This is a genomic window from Marinobacter alexandrii (assembly GCF_005871205.1).
Lineage (GTDB): Bacteria > Pseudomonadota > Gammaproteobacteria > Pseudomonadales > Oleiphilaceae > Marinobacter > Marinobacter alexandrii.
The window spans coordinates 496011-510318 of sequence record NZ_SWKM01000012.1 but is presented as its reverse complement, the minus strand read 5'-3'; the positions used below and the strand labels follow the sequence as shown (position 1 = coordinate 510318).

Sequence of the window (14308 nt, the reverse complement as noted above, 5' to 3'; positions counted from 1 at the left end):
TCACGTTTTGAGCTCCGGGCAGAACACTCGGAGCTCACAAAATTAACCTATAGGAGCAGGTTCGTGGAACGAAACAGTTTCCCGGTGTTCTATCCAATCAGCACCCGATGGATGGATAACGATGTCTACGGCCATGTAAACAACGTCACCTATTATTCCTACTTCGACTCAGCCATTAATCGCTATCTGATTGAGGAAGGCGGTCTCGATATCCATAACGGATCAGTGGTCGGATTTGTCGTCAGCTCCAACTGCCAGTTCCGCAAACCCGTGGCCTACCCGGACGTATTGGAAGCTGGATTACGAGTGGTTAAAACTGGCAACAGTTCCGTAACTTACGAGGTTGGCATATTTAAGCAGGGCGACAATCAGGTGTCTGCCGTGGGTCAGGTGGTGCACGTTTTCGTGGACAGAGAGAGCAACGCCTCCACCCCGATTCCCGGCGATCTCCGAAGCGCCCTGGAGAGGATTAGCCAAGCCTGACCTAAAGGTCCTCACCCCAGCGAGACCGGATTTTCGGCGATATGTGCTGGGTTAAAGGGACTGCCAGCGGGCACTGAAGAAATCGAGAAACACCTGGATGCGGGCCGACAACGTGGTGTTGCGATAGTAGACCGCATTGACCAGCTCCCGCGGATTGGGCCGGGTCAGGTGCTCGCCGAGCACTTCCACCAGGCGACCTTGTTTCACATCCTCCCCCACCATGAAGCGCGACAGATAAGCCAGGCCATTGCCTCTCAAGCACAGCTGGCGTACCGCTTCTCCACTGCTGGCACGGATGGCTGGCCGGATCTGCAGGCCGTCACCCACATGCCACAGATTGAGTGTTTCGGGCGCCGTGAAGCCGATCAGCGTGTGCTTGGCCAGATCGTCAGGCGTCTGGCACAGCCCCTGTTCCCGTAAGTAATCCGGCGAACCCACGATCGACAACGGCGACCGCCCCATCGGCCGCGCGTGCAGCGTCGAATCTTCCAGCGGACCGATCCGGATCGCGACATCAATGCGCTTTTCCAGCAGATCCACCATCCGATCACTGGCAGTCAGTTCCAGCTCGATCTCCGGGTACGCCTCCCGAAACGCTTTTACGTGCGGCACGATCTGATGCAGAACGAAGGGATTGGCAGCGTCCACCCGTAACCTGCCAGCAGGTTTCTGGCGCCGAACCGCCAGCGCTTCCTCCGCCTCTTCCAGTGTGGACAAACCGGCACGCACCTGGGCGATAAAGGCCTGGCCTTCCTCGGTGAGGTTGACCTGGCGCGTGGTGCGATTGAGTAAGGTGGCATCCAGGGATTTTTCGAGACGGGACACCGCCCGGGAAACCTTGGTTACCGAGATCTCCAGATGTTCCGCCGCGGCGCTGAAACCACCGCTGTCGACTACCGCCAGCAGGAAAACCAGATCCTCAGAACGACTCTTCATTGCATATTCCGCAAAGGTAATTTTCGAAAACAGGTATTTATCGCAAAAGTATGCGGCGCCAGACTAGCCAGCGTCAATCAAACCTACTGGAGATATCTGCTATGCCCATTGCGCTATTTGCACTGACACTCAGTGCCTTTGCAATCGGGACCACCGAGTTCGTTATTGTCGGCCTGGTCCCGACCATCGCCCTGGATCTCGGAGTCAGCCTGCCCTCGGCGGGGCTGCTGGTGAGCCTGTATGCACTCGGTGTTGCCGTAGGCGCACCGGTTTTGACCGCCCTGACGGGACGCTGGAATCGCAAACTGGTGCTGCTGTCGCTGATGGCACTGTTCATCCTTGGCAACGTGCTGGCGTGGATGGCACCAAACTACGGCTCGTTGATCACCGCCCGGATCCTGACCGGTCTCGCCCACGGGGTGTTCTTCTCGATCGGCTCGACCATCGCCACCAGCCTGGTTGCGAAAGATAAAGAAGCCAGCGCCATCGCCATCATGTTCACCGGCCTCACCGTGGCCCTGGTGACAGGTGTACCACTGGGGACATTCATCGGCCAGACCTTTGGCTGGCGCGCCACCTTCCTCATCGTCGCCGCCCTGGGTGCCATTGCCCTGGTTGGCAGCGCCCTGCTGGTCCCGAAAAACCTTAAGCAATCGGTGCCGGCAAGCCTGCGCGAGCAATTGCAGGTGCTCACCCATCCTCGCCTGCTGCTGGTCTATGCCATGACCGCCATCGGCTACGGTGGCACATTCACCGCCTTCACCTACCTTACCCCCATTCTTGAGGATGTCACCGGCTTTGCCTCGGGTATGGTGAGCCTGTTGCTTCTGGTTTATGGCGTTTCGGTGGCCACCGGCAACATCTGGGGCGGCAAACTGGCAGATCGTCTGGGGCCAACCTCTGCTCTCTACATCATCTTCGGTGGCCTGGCGGCGATCATGTTTGCGCTCACCTTCAGCGCCCACTACCCGATTGCCGCCGTCATCACCCTGTTGGTCTGGGGCGCCTTTGCCTTCGGCAATGTTCCGGGGCTGCAGGTGTACGTGGTGCAACTGGCCGAACGCTACACGCCTCACTCTGTTGATGTCGCGTCCGGTCTCAACATCGCCGCGTTCAACATCGGCATTGCCGGTGGCGCCTGGCTTGGCGGGCATATCGTTGAAGACATGGGGTTGATGAGTACGCCCTGGATTGGCGGACTGATCGTGCTTTCGGCCTTGATGCTGACGCGGATTTCGGCCTCACTGGATAACCGCAGCCCGGTGCCAGCGTAAATAACCTCCCTGGAAGCTTCCGGTTACGGCGGGCACGAGCCGAGCCGGAGGCATACATCTCTAAGCTTGAACGGGACAATTTACTCCCACCTAGTCGGCAAGGAGCTAATAAAAAAGGGGCGTGGCAGTTTTACTGCCACGCCCCTTAGAGGTTGTTTTGACTGACTGTTAATTAAGCCAGATCAAACCGATCTGCGTTCATCACCTTGTTCCAGGCAGCAACAAAGTCCTTCACGAACTTCTCTTTGGCATCGGACTGGGCGTAGATCTCGGAAATCGCCCGCAGTTGCGAGTTCGAACCGAAGATCAGATCCACCCGGGTACCGGTCCATTTGACGTCCCCGGTCTTGCGGTCGCGGCCTTCGAAGACATCAGGATCGTCGGAGGTTGGCTTCCACTCGGTGTCGAGGTCCGTCAGGTTCACGAAGAAATCGTTCGTGAGCTGGCCTGGGGTATTGGTAAACACGCCGTGTTTGGCCTGCTTGTAGTTAGCATCCAGAGCACGCATACCACCCACCAGCACGGTCATTTCCGGTGCACTCAGGCCCAGCAGTTGCGCCCGATCAACCAGCATCTCCTCGTCTGAGACCGTGAACCGGGCCCGGCGATAGTTGCGGAATCCGTCGGCTTCCGGCTTCAGGGGCTCGAACGAATCAGCATCAGTCTGCTCGTCGGTGGCATCGGTGCGGCCTGGGGCAAACTCGACAACGATCTTATGACCTGCGTCCTTCGCCGCTTTCTCAACGGCTGCGGCGCCACCCAGTACGATCAGATCGGCCAGAGACACTTGCTTGTTGCCACTTTGGGCGCCATTGAACGCCTGCTGAATGCCTTCCAGGGTCTGAAGCACTTTCGCCACTTGCTGTGGCTCGTTGGACTCCCAGTCTTTCTGGGGCGCCAGCCGGATACGTGCGCCGTTGGCACCACCGCGCATGTCGGAGCCGCGGAACGTGGAGGCAGAACACCAGGCAGCCGCCACCAGCTCAGACACAGACAATCCGGATTCCAGGATCTTGCTCTTGAGATCCGAAATGTCCTGAGAATTCACCAGCTCATGGTTCACCGGCGGAACCGGATCCTGCCAGATCAGGTCTTCGGCCGGCACTTCCGGGCCCAGGTAGCGAGCCTTCGGGCCCATGTCCCGGTGGGTCAGCTTGAACCAGGCGCGGGCGAAGGCGTCAGCAAACTCTTCCGGGTTCTTGTGGAAGTGCTCGGAGATCTTGCGGTACTCCGGATCCATCTTCATCGCCATGTCGGCGGTAGACATCATGATCGGCACTTTCTTGGACGGATCTTCCGGGTCCGGTGCCATATCGCTTTCAGTCAGGCCCACCGGCTTCCACTGGTTAGCGCCCGCCGGGCTCTTGGTCAGTTCCCAGTCGTACTTGAACAGCACGTCAAAGTAGCCCATGTCCCACTTGGTCGGGTTAGCTGTCCAGGCGCCTTCCAGGCCACTGGTGATGGCATCCCGGCCTTTACCGGAGCCATGACTGTTCTTCCAGCCCAGGCCCATCTGCTCCATCGGGGCCGCCTCGGGTTCCGGGCCTACCTTGTCCGGATCACCGGCACCGTGGGTTTTACCGAAGGTATGGCCACCGGCGGTCAGGGCTACGGTCTCGTAGTCGTTCATGGCCATGCGGGCGAAGGTCTCCCGAATGTCCTTGGCCGAGGCCAGCGGATCGGGATTGCCATCCGGGCCTTCCGGGTTCACGTAGATCAGGCCCATCTGCACTGCCGCCAGAGGATCTTCCAGGTCCCGGTCGCCGGAATAGCGACTGTCTGCCTTGTCACTGGTGGCCAGCCATTCGTGCTCGGCGCCCCAGTAGATGTCTTCTTCGGGCTGGTAAATGTCCGCACGGCCGCCGCCAAAGCCAAAGGTCTTGAAGCCCATGGTTTCCATGGCCACGTTACCGGTCAGGATAAACAGATCGGCCCAGGACAGTTTGTTGCCGTACTTCTGCTTGATCGGCCAGAGCAAACGGCGAGCCTTATCGAGGTTGCCGTTATCTGGCCAGCTGTTGATCGGCGCAAACCGCTGGTTACCGGTTGCGGCGCCACCACGGCCATCGCCCTGGCGATAGGTACCGGCGCTGTGCCAGGTCATACGGATGAAGAAGGCACCATAGTGGCCGTAGTCCGCCGGCCACCAATCCTTGGAGTCGGTCATCAGGTCAGCCAGGTCTTTCTTCACCGCCGCCAGATCCAGTTTCTTGAACTCTTCGGCGTAATCGAATTCCTCGCCCAAAGGGTTAGAGCGGGGAGAATGCTGATGCAGGATATTCAGGTTCAGCTGGTTCGGCCACCAATCCGCTACAGAGGGGCCGCGACTGTCCATCCGTGTCTGGGCACCGTGCATCACCGGGCACTTACCAGCACCTGATTGATTTGTACTTGAACTCATAACTCTCTCCGGGTGTGCAACATTATCGTTGGTCTATCCAAGATAGACCAAGTTCACAATCCGGCAGCCTCCTGCGATGGGCACAGCAAAAAAATTTGCCACGCTGGCTCTTTCAGGAACCCCTGCCAGTTTCTGTACTTATAGTTGTAGCAGCCGTACCCGGTTGTCACTATTAGCTTTTTCTAACCAGAGCCATAGTTTTTTGTTGTCGATGAAAAAATCGTCAATGCAGGTATTTTGAAGTCGCACGAGGGGCCTTACAGGGAGGATAGAGATAAAGCTGGGAGGGAAAATTGGATTGGAAGTGATCAATCGGGGATAATTACACACACTTTCTAAACCCATTATTGATGTCACTTTTCTTTGATTATGACGTTTTTCAATATTGTTCAGCTTGTTATCTTCACTGTTCTGCTTCTCAACACCGTACACCTGATGCCAACACTTGGCCGCTGCCTGCGCTCACCCGAGGCCGCCTCGCAGTCAGGCTATCTGTGCACCCTGCTCGCCGTCCGCCTGGCGCGGAATGTCCTGGGCCTGATCCTGGTCACCGCCAGCACTGCGCCTAATCCCGAGATTCATGCCCTGGTGCCCAAGGGCATCCTGCTCTTCGTTGTGCTGGCTGCAGCCAGTGTTGCGTTGACTCACTTCCGCCAGCGCAACAGCGCGGAAGGGGCCAGGTTCTAGCCCTTTTGAGGCAATCCAGCCCACCAACACTATTGGACCTGTACATTTTCCAAATCTCTCAGGTTTAGTTGGTCAGAAAATTGTTATTGGCTTGGTTGTTCTCGATCACCACCTCTTCGGTCCGGTCTTTCAGCCCGACTCCTGACAACTTCAGGCGGTCGGCCTCTTGGATCAGGTACAGAAGGCGTTGGCTGGCATCTTCAAAGCGGAGTCCGGCAGACCGGACATTGGAAATACAGTTTCGGTGGGCGTCTGACAGGCCGGCTTTCGGCCCGAAGGTCAGGTAGATGCCCAGGCTGTCAGGCGCACTCAGGCCCGGGCGTTCGCCAATGAGCACCACAACCATGCGCGCCCGCAACAGAGCGCCGATTTCATCGCCAATGGCGACCCGGCCCTGCTGAACAATGGTCAGGGGGGCCAACCGCCACGACTGGCATGCCTGCTTGAGATCGCCCAGAAAGCACTCAAGGAAGGGAGTGACATTGGCCTGAACCGCCGAGGACGACAGGCCGTCCACAATCACCACGGCCAGATCGGGCGCAGGCTCCTCCGGATTCTGGGCAGCCAACAGTGCGTCCTGGGCGGATTGCGACAAGCGTCGCCCGAGGTCGGGACGCTGCAAGTAGGTAAATCGGTCTGCTGCCTGGCTATGCAGGCACACCGGCTCGGAGACAATAGCCGTGCTGGCCAAATGGCTTAGGGATTCCACCAACTGACCCACCGCCAGCGGGAAGTGCACCGCGTCCCGGGCCCGGGCATGGGCAAGCTGGAACTCCAGCAGTTCTGACGTTGGCAGGCTTATCCCGGCCCGCCCCAGACCAATACGGGCATCGGTATAGTGGCGCAGTTGGCGCCAGATATTAGCAGTAACAAGATCTTTGCTGTGATCAGTCATGACCGGCCTCCCCGGACACCCCTTTGAGGCTGTTTCTGAACACTGGCGGCAGTTCCGAGCTGGGCTCGTAGCGGGCAACGTCTTCGAAGATGTTCATGCGCTCCAGCCAGGCTGCAAATTCTGGCGCCGGCTTCAGGTCCAGAGCTCGGCGGGCGTAGAGGGCGTCGTGGAAAGAGGTGGTCTGGTAGTTCAACATAATGTCATCCGAGCCGGGGATGCCCATGATGAAGGTACAGCCAGCCACCCCGAGCAGAGTCAGCAGGTTGTCCATGTCGTTCTGATCCGCTTCGGCATGATTGGTGTAGCAGATGTCACACCCCATCGGAACGCCCAGCAACTTGCCACAGAAGTGGTCTTCCAGCCCGGCCCGAATGATTTCCTTGCCATCAAACAGGTATTCCGGGCCGATAAAGCCCACCACAGTGTTCACCAGCAGCGGGTTGAACCGCCGGGCCACAGCGTAGGCCCGGGCTTCGCAGGTCTGCTGATCCAGGCCGTGATGGGCGTCGGCGGACAACGAACTGCCCTGTCCGGTTTCGAAATACATGACGTTCCGACCGACTGTACCCCGATTGAGTGAGAGCGCTGCATCCTGGGCCTCCTGAAGGGTCGCCAGGCTGAACCCGAAACTGCTGTTGGTCGCTTCGGTGCCGGCAATGGACTGGAACACCAGATCCACCGGAGCCCCCAGTTCGATCGCCTCCAGGGTGTTGGTGACGTGGGTAAGCACACAGGACTGGGTCGGGATGTCGTACTTACTGATCACGTCGTCCGTCAGCCGCATTAGCTTAGTAGCCTGGGCCACGTTATCAGTCGCCGGATTGATGCCAATGACCGCGTCCCCGCTGCCGTAGAGCAGGCCATCCAGAATGCTGGCGGCAATGCCTGCCATATCATCAGTGGGGTGATTCGGCTGCAACCGGGTGGAAAGATGCCCCGGCAGGCCGATGGTGTTGCGAAAGGCGGTTTGCACGCGACATTTGCGCGCCACCAGGATCAGATCCTGATTGCGCATCAGCTTGCTGACCGCGGCCACCATTTCCGGTGTCAGGCCGGGCCTGAGGGCCGCCAACACCTCAGGGGTGGCATGATCACTAAGCAGCCAGTTCCTGAAATCGCCGACGGTCAGGTGAGCGACCGGCCAAAAGGCCGTGGCATCGTGATCATCCATAATCAGTCGCGTGACTTCGTCTGCCTCATAGGGAATCAGCGCTTCCGACAGGAAGGCTTTCAGCGGCAGTTCGGCCAGCCTCATCTGAGCCACCACACGCTCTTCCGCCGACTCTGCCATCACGCCTGCCAACCGGTCACCGGAGCGGGCCGGTGTGGCCTTGGCCATCAGGTCTGCCAGGTTCCGGAAGTGCCAGGTGCGCCCCCCGACCTGATGCGAAAATGTGTGCTTCATTGCGTCCCACCAACTAAAACGATCCCCCCGGCTCACGACCTGAGTTGGAAGGTATGTATATTGCTCATAACTCCACTGTAGCCGGTAGACAAAAAACCGGTTATCGAAAATCAGAAAAACTTCGCAAGACCACAAGTCGCCTGAAACAAGGAAAACCTAACTCGCAAGAATCGCAAGTAGAGGCAAAACCTACGGTCATCGGCAAAACGTGGTGAACGGAATCAGGTCTTACGTGGAGTCGGTCGGCGAGATGCCCGCGACGATGGCAGGGTTGTGTGAAATGGGGTAAAGCGCATGCTGAATGGCCCGGACGCGACTCTCAGCCTGACATCGGTGCGAACTCCACCCGGTTTCTGCCCTTGTCCTTAGCCTCATACATGGCCGCATCAGCCGATCGCATCATGTCATTGAAGCTGTGCGTTTGTGGCGAGATAACGACACCACCAATGCTGGCTGACAAGTTCAGCGGGCGGCCTTCCACCCAGCGCCCGCGCCCGGCTATTTTCCGCAGTAGGCGCTCAGTAACGGCCTCCACTTCCTTGCAACTGCCGGTATTTAGAACGGCCGCAAATTCTTCACCACCAATTCGGCCAATAATGTCACTGTCCCGCAGCTCCTCGGCCATGATCGTTGCGACAAAGCTCAGGACGCTGTCGCCCACCTCGTGGCCCCACCGGTCGTTAATCTGTTTGAAGTAGTCCAAGTCAATCATCAGTACCGTCAGCCCCTGCTGCTGTTCACGAGCCTGATTGAACGCCGCGCGGCCTTGTTGAAGAAAAGCCCGCCGATTTAACAGTTGCGTGAGTTCGTCGCGCTCTGCCAGCAGTTTCAGATTGCGCTCTGCCTGAGTAAACGCCAGCAGCGGCAGGGCCATGACGGTGGCTGTTGCCAGCAACAGATGATGGGCCAGGATCAACGTCAGAACGGCATTCACGTCCAGACCAACCAGCTCCCACCTGCTGGTGATAATCACCAGCACCTGCAGCATCATCAGGATGCCGTGAATACCAAAGATGGTCTGGAGTATCCGGAATGGCAATCTGGGCGTGCGTGAACTACTCGCCAGGCGATAGATCGCGACAGTGAAAACCAGCGCCGACCAAAGCGCCGTCAGCAAACGCGGGACCAACGTGTCCCCCGCATAAGATACCAACAGACCCGCAACGTAGACCACGGCGCATACAACCAGCACTCGCGATGATTTTTTTCCACCTGCCAGTGGCACGCCCAGCAGGTTGTGGATGCCCGCAAGAACCAACCAGGGTGACAGGCCCAGACACAGGTGCGCTGCCAGCTCCGTAACGAGAGGCGCATCCACAACAGAGCGAGCAACAGCCAGCACGATGCCTGCAACAAAGGTTACGCAGGCAAGTGCCCAGAGCCGGAAACAGGCTTGAAGATCTCGCAACCTATAGACCAGCCACAACAAACCACCGACCATCAGATTGATGACGACCGATAGCAACAGCAGTGTTGGCAGATGAATGTTCAGTTCCATGGTGCTCTGGTTTATGGGGCTGGATGACGCGCAGGAATGGCCTTTCGAGACAATAGCAGCTCCCATCGACTATTCGATAGGTTGCTTTGTAGCGATTGGTATCGTTATTGTCACTGTTACGCACTCACCAACACTGGATCGCCATGAACGCCACCATCGAACTACTGCAGTCCCACCGCTCGATTCGAAAATTCACCGAGCAGAAAATCCCCCGCGAGCTTCTGCACGAGCTGATTCGCGCCGGGCAGTGCGCCGCAACATCGAACCACGTTCAGGCCTACTCCGTGATCCACGTAACCAATCCGGAAAACCGGCAGGCTATCGCCGAGCTGGCCGGTGGTCAGGCCTACATTGCCGACTGCTCTGACTTCCTGGTGTTCTGCGCCGACATGAAACGCTCTACCAACGCAGCCGAGCGCGCAGGCGCCGAGGTAGTGCGCGGTACAACGGAGCAACTAGTAGTAGCGAGTGTCGACACCGCCCTGATGGCACAGAATGTCGCCGTGGCCGCTGAATCCGAGGGGCTGGGGCTGTGCTACATCGGCGGCATCCGCAACAATCCGGCCGAGGTCAGCAGCCTGCTGCGCCTGCCAGAGGATGTATACCCGGTATTCGGCATGTGCCTGGGCTACCCCGATCAGAACCCGGAGGTTAAGCCGCGGCTGCCGGTGGAAAGTATCCTGATGGAAGACTACTACCGGGACGATCAGGAGGAACAGCAGGTGTCAGGGTTCGACAGCACTATGAATGAGTATTATCGGGAACGCAGCGGCGGCAACAAGGACACCAACTGGTCAGAGCAGCTCAAGCCATTGTTCACCACCAAGTTGCGGCCGCACATGCAGGGTTTCCTGCAAGGCAAAGGCTTTGGGCTGAAATAGGCGGGCATAAAAAAACCGGGGCAAAAGCCCCGGTTCAAGCATTCACACGATGAACAACACCAGTGCAAATCGTCCTGATGAGGCTTAACAATAGCCCCATCCAGTGACACTTTGATGACAACTCACTTTCGCCGATACGCTAGCGAATGCCCTGCTGATCAGGCGCTGACTTTCTGCCAGACTGAGAACTCCGAGAAGCTGTGCTGGAACTTATTCCGGGTTTCCCGGATCACGAATGGCAGACTGCGCGGCTCGCCGAGAAGGCGGAAATGCGGCGCCAGCATGTCTTTCAGACCGTCGAGCGTGGTGTATTCCTTACCGTCCTTTATGAAACCACCCACCCACGAAGCCTTGGGCGTGTATTCCTCCATCCAGGTGTAGGGCGAGGCAATGGCCAGCAACCCGCCTTCGTTGATCCGTTCGTGCACGGTGGTCAGAAAGTCCGCAGGCCTATAAAGCCGGTCGATCAGATTGCCGGCCAGCACCAGGTCGTAACCCGCGAACGAAGAGTCGAGAGCACAGGCATCGCCCTCGTGAAACGCCACCCGTGCCGTAGTTTGCTCCAACCCCAGGGACGCCAGGGTGCGTTCGTGATAGCTCACCAGCTCACCTTCCTCCGGCCGGGCGTAGCGAACCTGCTTGTCCGTGGCCATCTCCTTGCACTTGCGAATGAAGTTAGCTGAGAAGTCGATGCCGTCAACGTGATCAAAGGTCCTGGCCAACTCAAAACTGCTGCGACCGCAGGCGCAGCCAATGTCCAGCGCCCGTCCCAGAGGACGGCCGTCCATGGCGTCCAGGGCCGCATCTGCCAGCTCTTTTGGGAAATTCGGCTCGCCGTGCCACTGCTCGCCGTAATTGAACTCCAGATACTGGGCAAGCGTGGTGTTGTCTTCATAGAACGCGTGTTGCTGCACTGAGTCATCCTCCGGGATTGACGAAATAGGTATCTGAGCCGGTATTACTGACCTGCCAGTTTCGGGTAGAGCGGTTCCATGACCGGTTTGAGACCTTCAGCATCGTCAATGAACAGCTGCAGATGCGGGAAGGGAATTTCTATGCCGGCATGGTCGAGAGCGTCTTTAATTTGCTCCAGCAACTCCGCCTTGATACTGGGCTGCACATCGAGGTTATCCGGGCCGATCCAGGCCTGAACGGTAAGATCAATTGACGAGTCGCCCAGATTCGACAGCATCACCTTGGGCATCATGTCGGCGATCTGCAGCACCTCTGGATGCTGTTCCAGTATCGGCATAATGACCTTGCGGGCGGCCTCCGCCGATTCCTTGTAGGCGATGCCGACCGGAATATTCAGCCGGATGGCGCCCTCGGTGCTGAAATTGACGATCTCGGACGAGGCTACACTGTCGTTCGGAATCATCGTGAAGATGTTGTCCCGGGTCCGCAACCAGGTGGTACGGAGGGCAATTTTCACCACCTTGCCATCCTGGCCATTGATCGTAACCCAATCCCCGATCCGAAACGGCCGCTCAATCAGCAACGTCACCCCGGCAATGAAGTTGGACAAGGTGGACTGGGCAGCGAAGCCGACCGCGATGCCGACGATACCCAGGCCAGCCACAATGGATAAGACATCAAAACCGAACTGCGCCAGCACGGTGACCGCACCGAAGGCAACCAGCAGCACTGAAAACAGGTTATCCACCAACTGACGGATGGACGGGTCGAGATGGGCGCGTTGCATGGATTCAACGATGACTCGGCCCAGCACCAGCCAGCCGACGTAGAAACCTAAGGCGATAAAACCAGCCTTGGCAACCGACTGCAGCAACTCGGGGGTGGCGCCAAACTGGGCCAGCACGGTCAGCAGGAAACCGAGCCCGACCAGATAACGCAGGCCAGTACGAACATGGGCGAACGTGTGACTGTTGCTTCGCTTTTGCCCGACCACCGCTTTTAGCACCGCCATCACCACAAGGTAAATGCCGGCATAGAGGCCGAGATAAACGACCAGAATGAGCAACTGGCTGATTACTCCGACGCCCATATCGGTCCACTCCACCTCCCCCGCGCCCAACGCTTCGAGGGAATCCCCGAGATTCTTTTTGAGCTGTTCAGCCACGGCTTGCCAAAAGCTGTCCGCCATTGTTGTTATCCTTTTTCAATTTTTCATGTGGCCAACAAGTTAGCCCTACGCCCTGCTATCTTAGGGTTAATACCAAATTATGGATCAATCACGTCAATTGCGCAGGGCCCAGCCATGACCACCCCATCCGTTCTTACCGAGCTCGACAATGGCATTGTCACCATCACCGTGAACCGACCCGATCAACGCAACGCCATCGACCGACCCACAGCGACCGCTTTGCGCAAGGCCTTCACCGACTTTGAACAGAACGACGCCGCAAAAGTCGCGGTGTTGTGCGGTGCCGGCGGCAACTTCTGCGCCGGCGCCGATCTGGGAGCACTGGACGACCCAGAGCGCCGTAACGAAGTCGATCCCCATGGCATCGGTCATGGTCCCCTGGGGCCAACCCGGATGTCTCTGTCCAAACCCGTGATTGCCGCCGTATCGGGCTATGCCGTTGCGGGCGGCCTGGAGCTGGCCCTGATGTGTGACCTGCGCGTGGCTGAACAGTCTGCCGTCTTTGGCGTGTTCTGCCGACGCTGGGGCGTGCCGCTGATTGATGGCGGCACCGTACGCCTGCCTCGCATTGTTGGCCAGGGTCACGCTTTGGACATGATCCTGACCGGCCGACCGGTCAAGGCAGACGAAGCCCTGTCCATGGGATTGGCCAACCGGGTGGTGCCCGATGGTTCCGCCCTGGACGCCGCCCAAGATCTGGCTGCAACCATTGCCGGCTTTCCGCAAAAGTGCCTGCTCGCCGACCGGGCCTCGGCCCTGCGCCAGTGGGACCTGGGCGCCCACGAAGCCCTGGTGGCCGAGGGTGCCGGCGGTTATCCGGTGGTATTTGAGGAAGCGCTTGAGGGTGCCAAGCGCTTCAAGGATGGCGCCGGTCGCCATGGCCAGTTCTGAGCAGCGAAGCCAGCCAGGGATTCAGTTCGGGATAAGCCGCCAGATCCAGAACAAACTCCTGGCCCCGGGCTGCACACTGCAGGTAACACCAGGGCGCATCCAGCCGCCAGCGGTCCGCCTTGGTGTGGTAGCTCAAGGGCGGCCGATCCTCGCCAGGATAAAAGGCGGCGGGCAGTCGCCACTGGGTAGGTAACCGGCCCTCAGGGTCACTTAAAACCTGAGGCGCCTCCAGCTCGGTGAACGCACCTGCCCCGGGCAGTTCCTGGCTCAGACCCGGTAGCTGGAAGCCATTCGAGGCCAGGTACAGAGTATTGCCTGGATCGGCCTGACCGTGAAAATGCGGATGATACCGGGCCCACGGCAAAGACTGCTCCGACAACGCATCAATAACCACAATCTCGCCAATGTGCAGCCAGCCCCAGAGCGCATGAAAAGGTTTGGTGCCGGGCACAAAGCGCCAGCGTCGACGCCAGAGTTCGGCGTGGCGAAAAACCCCGAAAAACAGAAACAGGTCTCCGGCCGTCACACCCTGGTTGCGCAGGTGGCCCTGGGCAGCACCGGTCTGGCCAAGCACCGGGCGCCAGCCTTCTGCACGGGGATAGGCCTCCGCCAGCACGTCGGGATCAAGGTGGGCACCATCTCTGCTCCGAACCCGGCCGCCGCTGAGATCCCGGGCCAGCTTGCCAAGCCGGCGCTCGCCAAAGCGCACGTCGTCGTAACGGATTCGGGACTGGCCATCGGGTATCGGCAACACACACAGGGAACCATCCGGCAGCACCGGACTCGGGCAGCCTCCGGCTGAGGAATCGAAGCCTTTGCGGCTCAGAATCAGGCGCATGGGATCACCACAGCA

The 14308-nt window shown here is 58.7% G+C and carries 13 protein-coding genes; 5 read left to right on the top strand and 8 right to left on the bottom strand.

Going from position 1 to position 14308, the window contains the following annotated elements; translation table 11 throughout:
• The first annotated feature begins 63 nt into the window (after positions 1 to 63).
• The gene (locus FCS96_RS09285) at positions 64 to 483 is read left to right on the top strand and encodes an acyl-CoA thioesterase (RefSeq protein WP_138440074.1); all 420 of its coding nucleotides are present in this window, start codon (positions 64 to 66) and stop codon (positions 481 to 483) included.
• 51 nt (positions 484 to 534) lie between these two features.
• Here the strand turns inward: FCS96_RS09285 and FCS96_RS09280 are convergent, their stop codons facing one another.
• Entirely contained in the window at positions 535 to 1419 is an 885-nt protein-coding gene (locus tag FCS96_RS09280; protein WP_138440073.1) for a LysR family transcriptional regulator, read from the bottom strand.
• A gap of 101 nt (positions 1420 to 1520) precedes the next feature.
• Here FCS96_RS09280 and FCS96_RS09275 point away from each other — a divergent pair, with 101 nt between their 5' ends.
• Entirely contained in the window at positions 1521 to 2693 is a 1173-nt protein-coding gene (locus tag FCS96_RS09275; protein ID WP_138440072.1) for an MFS transporter, read from the top strand.
• Positions 2694 to 2865: 172 nt separating this feature from the next.
• Here FCS96_RS09275 and katG read toward each other — a convergent pair whose 3' ends face one another.
• A complete protein-coding gene (gene katG / locus FCS96_RS09270) occupies positions 2866 to 5094 on the bottom strand; it encodes a catalase/peroxidase HPI (RefSeq protein WP_212747061.1) in 2229 nt (742 codons plus the stop codon).
• Positions 5095 to 5463: 369 nt separating this feature from the next.
• Here katG and FCS96_RS09265 point away from each other — a divergent pair, with 369 nt between their 5' ends.
• Positions 5464 to 5781: a hypothetical protein gene (locus FCS96_RS09265; RefSeq protein WP_138440071.1), complete on the top strand. Its 318-nt coding sequence runs from the start codon at positions 5464 to 5466 to the stop codon at positions 5779 to 5781.
• Between the two features lie 64 nt (positions 5782 to 5845).
• Here FCS96_RS09265 and eutC read toward each other — a convergent pair whose 3' ends face one another.
• The 3 genes from eutC to FCS96_RS09250 all read right to left on the bottom strand — a co-directional run bounded on the left by eutC (position 5846) and on the right by FCS96_RS09250 (position 9579).
• Entirely contained in the window at positions 5846 to 6676 is an 831-nt protein-coding gene (gene eutC, locus FCS96_RS09260; protein WP_138440070.1) for an ethanolamine ammonia-lyase subunit EutC, read from the bottom strand.
• Complete coding sequence (locus FCS96_RS09255) at positions 6669 to 8081, bottom strand: ethanolamine ammonia-lyase subunit EutB (protein WP_138440069.1); 1413 nt, start codon at positions 8079 to 8081, stop codon at positions 6669 to 6671. Before FCS96_RS09255 ends, eutC begins: the two co-directional genes overlap by 8 nt.
• A 319-nt stretch (positions 8082 to 8400) precedes the next feature.
• Positions 8401 to 9579: a GGDEF domain-containing protein gene (locus FCS96_RS09250; protein WP_138440068.1), complete on the bottom strand. Its 1179-nt coding sequence runs from the start codon at positions 9577 to 9579 to the stop codon at positions 8401 to 8403.
• Between the two features lie 143 nt (positions 9580 to 9722).
• On the opposite strand from FCS96_RS09250, the gene nfsA reads away from it, so the two are divergent.
• Complete coding sequence (nfsA, locus tag FCS96_RS09245; protein WP_138440067.1) at positions 9723 to 10460, top strand: oxygen-insensitive NADPH nitroreductase; 738 nt, start codon at positions 9723 to 9725, stop codon at positions 10458 to 10460.
• Between the two features lie 158 nt (positions 10461 to 10618).
• Here nfsA and FCS96_RS09240 read toward each other — a convergent pair whose 3' ends face one another.
• A complete protein-coding gene (locus FCS96_RS09240) occupies positions 10619 to 11374 on the bottom strand; it encodes a putative 4-mercaptohistidine N1-methyltransferase (RefSeq protein ID WP_138440066.1) in 756 nt (251 codons plus the stop codon).
• Between the two features lie 44 nt (positions 11375 to 11418).
• The gene (locus tag FCS96_RS09235; protein WP_138440065.1) at positions 11419 to 12564 is read right to left on the bottom strand and encodes a mechanosensitive ion channel family protein; all 1146 of its coding nucleotides are present in this window, start codon (positions 12562 to 12564) and stop codon (positions 11419 to 11421) included.
• A gap of 114 nt (positions 12565 to 12678) precedes the next feature.
• On the opposite strand from FCS96_RS09235, the gene FCS96_RS09230 reads away from it, so the two are divergent.
• A complete protein-coding gene (locus FCS96_RS09230) occupies positions 12679 to 13455 on the top strand; it encodes a crotonase/enoyl-CoA hydratase family protein (protein ID WP_138440064.1) in 777 nt (258 codons plus the stop codon).
• Here FCS96_RS09230 and FCS96_RS09225 read toward each other — a convergent pair.
• Entirely contained in the window at positions 13421 to 14293 is an 873-nt protein-coding gene (locus FCS96_RS09225; protein ID WP_138440063.1) for an Nmad3 family putative nucleotide modification protein, read from the bottom strand. The genes FCS96_RS09230 and FCS96_RS09225 overlap by 35 nt on opposite strands.
• Positions 14294 to 14308: the final 15 nt, after the last annotated feature.

Bases quoted from the DNA above. Each gene is read 5' to 3' on its own strand.
- FCS96_RS09280 (WP_138440073.1), bottom strand. From the start codon at position 1,419: ATGAAGAGTCGTTCTGAGGATCTGGTTTTCCTGCTGGCGGTAGTCGAC.
- FCS96_RS09275 (WP_138440072.1), top strand. From the start codon at position 1,521: ATGCCCATTGCGCTATTTGCACTGACACTCAGTGCCTTTGCAATCGGG.
- katG (WP_212747061.1), bottom strand. From the start codon at position 5,094: ATGAGTTCAAGTACAAATCAATCAGGTGCTGGTAAGTGCCCGGTGATG.
- FCS96_RS09265 (WP_138440071.1), top strand. From the start codon at position 5,464: ATGACGTTTTTCAATATTGTTCAGCTTGTTATCTTCACTGTTCTGCTT.
- eutC (WP_138440070.1), bottom strand. From the start codon at position 6,676: ATGACTGATCACAGCAAAGATCTTGTTACTGCTAATATCTGGCGCCAA.
- FCS96_RS09255 (WP_138440069.1), bottom strand. From the start codon at position 8,081: ATGAAGCACACATTTTCGCATCAGGTCGGGGGGCGCACCTGGCACTTC.
- FCS96_RS09250 (WP_138440068.1), bottom strand. From the start codon at position 9,579: ATGGAACTGAACATTCATCTGCCAACACTGCTGTTGCTATCGGTCGTC.
- nfsA (WP_138440067.1), top strand. From the start codon at position 9,723: ATGAACGCCACCATCGAACTACTGCAGTCCCACCGCTCGATTCGAAAA.
- FCS96_RS09235 (WP_138440065.1), bottom strand. From the start codon at position 12,564: ATGGCGGACAGCTTTTGGCAAGCCGTGGCTGAACAGCTCAAAAAGAAT.
- FCS96_RS09230 (WP_138440064.1), top strand. From the start codon at position 12,679: ATGACCACCCCATCCGTTCTTACCGAGCTCGACAATGGCATTGTCACC.
- FCS96_RS09225 (WP_138440063.1), bottom strand. From the start codon at position 14,293: ATGCGCCTGATTCTGAGCCGCAAAGGCTTCGATTCCTCAGCCGGAGGC.